At 73.6% G+C, this 6203-nt stretch carries 6 protein-coding genes; 5 read left to right on the top strand and 1 reads right to left on the bottom strand.

Going from position 1 to position 6203, the window contains the following annotated elements:
- The 5 genes from DW299_RS12810 to DW299_RS12790 form a co-directional block, all read left to right on the top strand.
- On the top strand, positions 1-1291 hold a 1291-nt coding region (locus tag DW299_RS12810), incomplete at its 5' end, for an L-serine ammonia-lyase, iron-sulfur-dependent, subunit alpha (RefSeq protein ID WP_136036812.1).
- A 108-nt stretch (positions 1292-1399) separates the two neighbouring features.
- On the top strand, positions 1400-2155 hold the full coding sequence (locus DW299_RS12805) for an AAA family ATPase (RefSeq protein WP_136028989.1): 756 nt from the start codon (positions 1400-1402) through the stop codon (positions 2153-2155).
- Positions 2156-2204: 49 nt separating this feature from the next.
- Positions 2205-2801, top strand: coding sequence for a TetR/AcrR family transcriptional regulator (locus tag DW299_RS12800; protein ID WP_136028991.1), 597 nt, complete (start codon positions 2205-2207; stop codon positions 2799-2801).
- Between the two features lie 55 nt (positions 2802-2856).
- Positions 2857-3639 carry an ABC transporter ATP-binding protein gene (locus tag DW299_RS12795; RefSeq protein WP_205814394.1) on the top strand — a complete coding sequence of 261 codons (783 nt, stop codon included), beginning with the start codon at positions 2857-2859 and terminating at the stop codon, positions 3637-3639.
- Positions 3636-4370, top strand: coding sequence for an ABC transporter permease (locus DW299_RS12790; RefSeq protein ID WP_136028994.1), 735 nt, complete (start codon positions 3636-3638; stop codon positions 4368-4370). The genes DW299_RS12795 and DW299_RS12790 overlap by 4 nt, the downstream gene beginning before the upstream one ends.
- Positions 4371-4385: 15 nt before the next feature.
- On the opposite strand, the gene DW299_RS12785 is transcribed toward DW299_RS12790, so the two are convergent.
- Positions 4386-6203: ATP-dependent helicase C-terminal domain-containing protein (locus DW299_RS12785; protein WP_136036811.1), on the bottom strand; the 1818-nt coding region annotated here is incomplete at its 5' end.

The raw sequence follows: 6203 nt of genomic DNA, 5'->3' as shown, positions 1-6203 counted from the left end.
GGTCGCCGGGCTCCGCGGCCTCCGCCCCGAGACGTGCGACCCGGCCGCCGTGCGGGCCGCGTGGCAGGAGTTCCCCGACGGCGCCGCCCTGCGCCTCGGCGGGGTCCACGACGTGGCGTTCGCGAAGGACGACATCGTGTTCGCGCCGCGCACGCGTCTGCCCGGTCACCCCAACGCCATGACCCTGACCGCCACCGCCGCGGACGGCGCCGTGGTGGCCGAGGACACCTACTACTCCATCGGCGGCGGGTTCATCCGGCGCGACGGCGAAGCGGCGAAGATCTCGACGGGCGCGTTCCCCTACCCGTACGCCGATGCCGCGTCGCTCCTGGCGCTGTGCGACGAGGAGGGCCTGTCGATCGCGGAGGTCGCGCGCCGCAACGAGATGGCGCTGCGCAGCGAAGCGGAGGTGGCGGCCGGGCTCGACGCCATCTGGGATGCGATGTCGGGGTGCGTCGATGCGGGGCTGCACGCCGACGGTGTGCTGCCGGGGATCCTCAAGGTCAAGCGACGGGCGGGCACGATCCGCGGCCAGCTCGAGGCGGTCGAGGCCGAGGGGCACCGCGAGCTCCCGGGCGAGTGGCTCGGGGCGTTCGCGCTCGCGGTGAACGAGGAGAACGCGGCGGGCGGCCGCGTCGTGACGGCACCGACGAACGGCGCCGCGGGGATCCTTCCGGCCGTGGCGATGTACTGGTGGCGGTTCCTGGCGGACTCCGGTCTCGGCGCCGGCAACGCCGTGACCCCGTACGGCGAGCTCGTCGGCAGCGCACTGCTGGGCTTCGAGGGCACGCCGCCGCCGGTCACCGCGGCCGAGGAACGCGAAGACCCGGCGGTCGCCGAGGCCAACCGCCGCCGCGGCATCCGTCGCTTCCTGCTCACCGCGACCGCGCTCGGCTCGCTGTTCAAGGCCAATGCCTCCATCTCCGGCGCGGAGGGCGGGTGCCAGGCCGAGGTCGGCTCCGCGTGCGCGATGGCCGCCGGCGGGCTCACGGCCGTGATGGGCGGCACGAACCGGCAGATCGAGAACGCGGCCGAGATCGCCATGGAGCACCACCTCGGCCTCACGTGCGACCCGATCGGCGGGCTGGTGCAGATCCCGTGCATCGAACGGAACGCGATCGCCGCCTCGACCGCGGTGACCGCGGCCCGCCTCGCCCTGCGCGGTGACGGCAGCCACTACGTGTCGCTCGATGCCGTGGTCGAGACCATGCGGCAGACGGGAGCGGACATGTCGACCAAGTACAAGGAGACGAGCGAGGGCGGTCTCGCGGTCAACGTCATCGAGTGCTGAGCGGGCGGGTGTCGGAGCCGGTCGATAGCCTCGGAGCGGACGTCGACGCGCGGCCTGTCTGACCCGGCGGATACCCTCGTGGCGGGGCCGGAGAGCGGGAGGGTGCGGATGGACTCGTTCTGGGAGCCGACGTCCACACGGCGAAGGCAGCAGCCGGTCGTCTCGGTCCGGGCGTCCTCGGATGCCCCGCCCATCGATGGCCGCTGGCCCACGAGCATTCCCGCGGTGGCGCAAGTGCTGCGGGAGGGCATCGACCTCGACCCCGGTGTGACCTTCCTCGTCGGTGAGAACGGCAGCGGCAAGTCCACCCTGGTGGAGGGCATCGCGATCGCGTACGGCCTGTCGCCCGAGGGCGGCTCGCGGCAGGCGCGACACCGCACCAGGGCGACCGAGTCCGAGCTGTCGAGCTGGTTGCGGCTGCAGCGCGGTATCGGCGCCGATCGCTGGGGCTTCTTCCTCCGCGCCGAGACGATGCACTCCTTCTACACCTACCTGGAGGAGAACCCGTCGACGAGCGGCGCCGAGGTGTCGTTCCACGAGATGAGTCACGGCGAGTCGTTCCTGGCCGTGCTCGAGAGCCGGTTCGACGATCCCGGGTTCTACTGCCTCGACGAGCCGGAGGCCGCGCTGTCGTTCACGTCGACGCTGTCGCTGATGGCCGTGCTGCGGCGCATCGCCGACGAGGGAGGCCAGGTGCTGTGCGCGACGCACTCCCCGGTCCTCGCCGCTCTTCCGGGAGCGACGATCCTGGAGGTGGGGGAGTGGGGTCTGCGCCCGGCGGCCTGGGAAGACCTGGAGCTCGTGCGGCACTGGCGCTCGTTCCTCGGCGAGCCCGGCCGGTACCTGCGACACCTGCTGGACTGAGCCGCGTCCGGCGGGAGGCCGCCGTCGTGCGGGTCGTAGGCTGGCGGGCATGACCGAGCACACCGCACCCCGCCGACGCGGTCGCCCGCGCGGGGGGACGGACTCGCGCGAGCGCATCCTGGCGGCCGCGGTCGACGAGTTCGGCGAGCAGGGGTACGACGGCTCGACGGTCCGCTCGATCGCGGGGCGCGCCGGGGTGGACTCGGCACTCGTGCACCACTACTTCGGCACCAAGGCCGACCTCTTCGCGGAGGCGGTCGGGATACCGCTGCGACCCGACATCGACGTGCCCGGCATCGTCGCGGGGCCGCGGGACGAGGTGGGCGAGCGGCTGGTGCGCTACGTGCTGGAGGCGTTCGAGCGCCCCGAGGTGCGGCGCCGCGGTGTCATGCTCATCCGCACGGCGCTCGGCAGCCGCGTCACCTCGCCGCTGCTCGCGGGCTTCCTGGCGCGCGAGCTGATCGGGCGCATCGCGAAGCTGCTGGCCGTTCCCGATGCGGAGCTGCGCGCGACGCTGGTGGCCTCGCAGATCGCGGGACTGATCGTGACGCGCTACGTTCTGGCGCTCGGGCCCCTCGCGGCGGCGGACATCGGCGACCTCGTGCACCGCGTCGGTCCCACGGTGCAGCGGTACCTGTTCGACTGAGACCGCGGCTCCTCGCCGTTGACCGTGGGGGCACGGCGGGCGCATAATTCATCGCATGATGAATAACGCGGCGGTCGCCATCGCGCAGCTCCGGGTGCGACGGGGAAAGGTGCGGGTGTTCGACGGCGTCGACCTCACCATCCCGCGCGGACAGGTCACCGGACTGCTGGGTCCCTCCGGCTGCGGCAAGACCACCCTCATGCGCTCGATCGTGGGGGTCCAGCGCGTCGAGTCGGGCGACGTGACCGTGCTGGGCGAGCCCGGCGGAGCGCGACAGCTCCGGAACCGGGTGGCCTACGGCACCCAGGGTGCGGCGGTGTACGGCGACCTCACGGTGCGGCAGAACCTCGTCTACGTCGCCGCGCTGCTCGGGGCTCCCCGGGGCGATGTGGAGCGCGTGATCGACGAGGTCGGGTTGCGGGGCCAGGCCGGCCAGCTGGTCGAGTCGCTCAGCGGCGGGCAGTCCACGCGCGTCTCCCTCGCGATGGCCCTCGTCGGCGCGCCGGAGCTGATCGTGCTGGACGAGCCGACCGTCGGCCTCGACCCCGTGCTGCGCGCCGAGTTGTGGGCCCTGTTCCGCGGCCTGGCCGACCGCGGCGTGACCCTGATCGTCTCCAGCCACGTGATGGACGAGGCGCTGCGCTGCGATCGGCTGCTGCTGATGCGCGACGGGCGGATCATCGCCGACACGACGCCCGCGTCGCTGCTGGCCGACACGGGCGCCGCGGATCCGGAGGCGGCCTTCCTCACGCTGATCGAACGGGACCGTGCGGCAGAGCACATCACGCGCCGATCCCGACGCGGTGCCCGGGAGCACGGAGAGGAGCAGGGGGAATGAACGGCCGCCGCATGTTCGCGACCGCGGCCCGCGTGCTGACGCAGCTGCGGCACGACCCCCGCTCGATCGCGCTGATGCTCGTCGCCCCCAGCCTGCTGGTCGGGCTGTTCGCCTGGCTGTTCGCGGAGCAGGAGGGCGTGTTCGACCAGTTCGGCGGGGCGATCCTGGCACTGTTCCCGTTCATCGTGATGTTCCTCATCACCTCGATCACCACGCTGCGTGAGCGCCGCTCCGGCACCCTCGAACGGCTCATGACCACCCCGCTCGGCAAGGCCGACTTCATCCTCGGGTATGCCCTGGCCTTCGGGCTCATGGCACTGCTGCAGGCGGTGATCACGGTGTCGTTCGCGGTGGGGGTGTGCGGGCTCGACGTGGAGGGCGAGCTGTGGCAGCTGGGCCTGGTCGCGGTGGTCGACGCCCTGCTCGGCACCGCGCTCGGGCTGCTCGCGAGTGCGTTCGCGCAGACGGAGTTCCAGGCGGTGCAGTTCATGCCGGTGCTGGTGTTCCCGCAGATCATCCTCGGCGGGCTGTTCATGCCGCGCGACCAGATGCCCGACGTTCTGCACACGATCTCGGACTGGCTGCCGCTCAGCTACGCGATCGACACGATCAACGCGGTCGCCGCGGGCGACGGCGGGTGGGACGTGTACCGCCCGCTGCTCGTGGTGGTCGCGTTCTGCGTCGGTGCGCTCGTGCTCGCGTCGCTCACGCTGCGGCGTCGCACGGCCTGACCAGGCGGCCTCCGCTCAGCGCGGCGTGCGGTTCTTCGTGTGTCGGGTGGGGGCGGCCGACCACGGGTCCTCCGGCCAGGGGTGCTTGGGGTAGCGTCCGCGCATCTCGGCGCGCACCTGCGCGTACGGCCCCGACCAGAATGACGCGAGATCGTCGGTGACCGCGAGCGGACGCCCGGCGGGGGACAGCAGGTGGAACAGCACGGGCACGCGGTCGTCGACGAGTCGGGGAGTCTCGGCCCAGCCGAAGCACTCCTGCAGCTTCACAGCCACGACGGGGCGCGCGGACGCGTCGTCCGCGTCGGGATAGCCGATCCGCACGCGCGAGCCGCTGGGCACCTCGAGCCGCTCGGGGACGAGGGCATCGAGGCGCGACGCCTCGGGCCAGGGGAGCAGCCGGCGCAACGGCGAGGCCAGGTCGATCCGTGCCGCGGGTGTGCCGGCGGCGAGGGCGTCGAGCTCGGGCCCGAGCCACGCGTCGAGGGTCGCGAGCAGGCCGGCATCCGACACGTCGGGCCACGGGTCGCCGAGCTCGCGCTGCACCAGCGACAGACGACGACGCAGGGTGTCGGCCGCCTCCGACCACGCGAACACGCCGAGCCCGTCGCGTTGCAGCGCCCGGCGAACGGCATCTCTGCCCTCGTCGGCGGAGGCACGCACCGGCACCGAAGCTCGCAGGATCGCGCCGATGCGGCGCTCGCGCCTGGCCTGCACGCGTCCGTTCGTGAACGCGGCCTCGACCCGGTCGGTCATCAGGTGCTGTGCGGCCCGCTCCATCTGCGCCTCGGACAGCGCCGCGGCGGCACGGATGATCGCTCCCGACCCTGCCGCCGCACGCCCCGCGGCGCGCGTGACGTCGGCGACCGCGATCCACTCCGACGCCGCGAGCGGGCCGCGCATCCCCGCCCTGGTGCCGGACGCGAGCAGGAACGTCGCCCCGTCCGCCGTGCGCTCGACCCGCTGCGCGATCCGCTCGGGGAAGGCGAGGGCGATCACGAGACCCGTGCCGTCGAGACCGGAGCGGAGTCCCGGCGTCGCGGGGACCAGTCGTCGGAGGCGATCCGCGTCGGTGCGCCACCGGGCGTCGGGAGTGCGTCCGCTGCGGAGAGCGACGAGCGCCTGCGCCGCGTCGGCATCGGCGATGCGCACGTCGCCGCTCAGCAGGGCGACGACATCGGCCGCCAGCGCCGCACCCACGAGCGGACTGCCGTCGCGGAGCGCGCGGGCGAGCCGCGGGTCGGTCGGGATCCGCGCCAGGTCACGGCCCTCGACGGTGGCGCGTCCTTCGTCGTCGATCGCGCCGAGTGCGCCCAGCACCGTCAGGGCGTCCGCCAGGCTGTCGGCCGGCGGTGGGTCGATCAGGCGCAGTCCCGCGCCGCCGGGCGCACCCCAGCACGCGAGCAGCAGTGCGGCATCCGTCAGATCGGCCACCGCGATCTCGGGGGCGGGGCGGGCGGGTGCCGCGGCGTAGGTGCGTTCGTCGACGCAGCGCACCACGATGCCCGGTCCCTGACGCGTGGCGCGGCCGGCGCGCTGCACGCACGAGGAGCGGGGTGCGGCGGTCGTGACGAGTCCCGTCATCCCGCGGGCGGCGTCGCGCTGCGGCTGCCGCGCCAGGCAGCTGTCCACCACCAGGCGCACCCCCGGCACGGTGAGCGACGATTCGGCGAGCGACGTCGTGACGATGATGCGCGGCGGCTCGGAGGCGCGCCTCCCGCGGATCACGGCGTCCTGCGCGGCGGCGGGGAGCTGACCGTGCAGCTCGCGCACGTCGTACGAGCCGTCGGCGTCACGGACGCGGCGGGCGATCTCCGCCACCTCGCGAGCTCCCGG

Source organism: Microbacterium sp. K35, assembly GCF_004794375.1.
Lineage (GTDB): Bacteria > Actinomycetota > Actinomycetes > Actinomycetales > Microbacteriaceae > Microbacterium > Microbacterium sufflavum.
This window is presented reverse-complemented; position numbering and strand designations above follow the sequence as displayed.

What these genes read in the sequence shown, in the direction of transcription:
- DW299_RS12805 (WP_136028989.1), top strand. Translation starts at nt 1,400, where the DNA reads ATGGACTCGTTCTGGGAGCCGACGTCCACACGGCGAAGGCAGCAGCCG.
- DW299_RS12800 (WP_136028991.1), top strand. Translation starts at nt 2,205, where the DNA reads ATGACCGAGCACACCGCACCCCGCCGACGCGGTCGCCCGCGCGGGGGG.
- DW299_RS12795 (WP_205814394.1), top strand. Translation starts at nt 2,857, where the DNA reads ATGATGAATAACGCGGCGGTCGCCATCGCGCAGCTCCGGGTGCGACGG.
- DW299_RS12790 (WP_136028994.1), top strand. Translation starts at nt 3,636, where the DNA reads ATGAACGGCCGCCGCATGTTCGCGACCGCGGCCCGCGTGCTGACGCAG.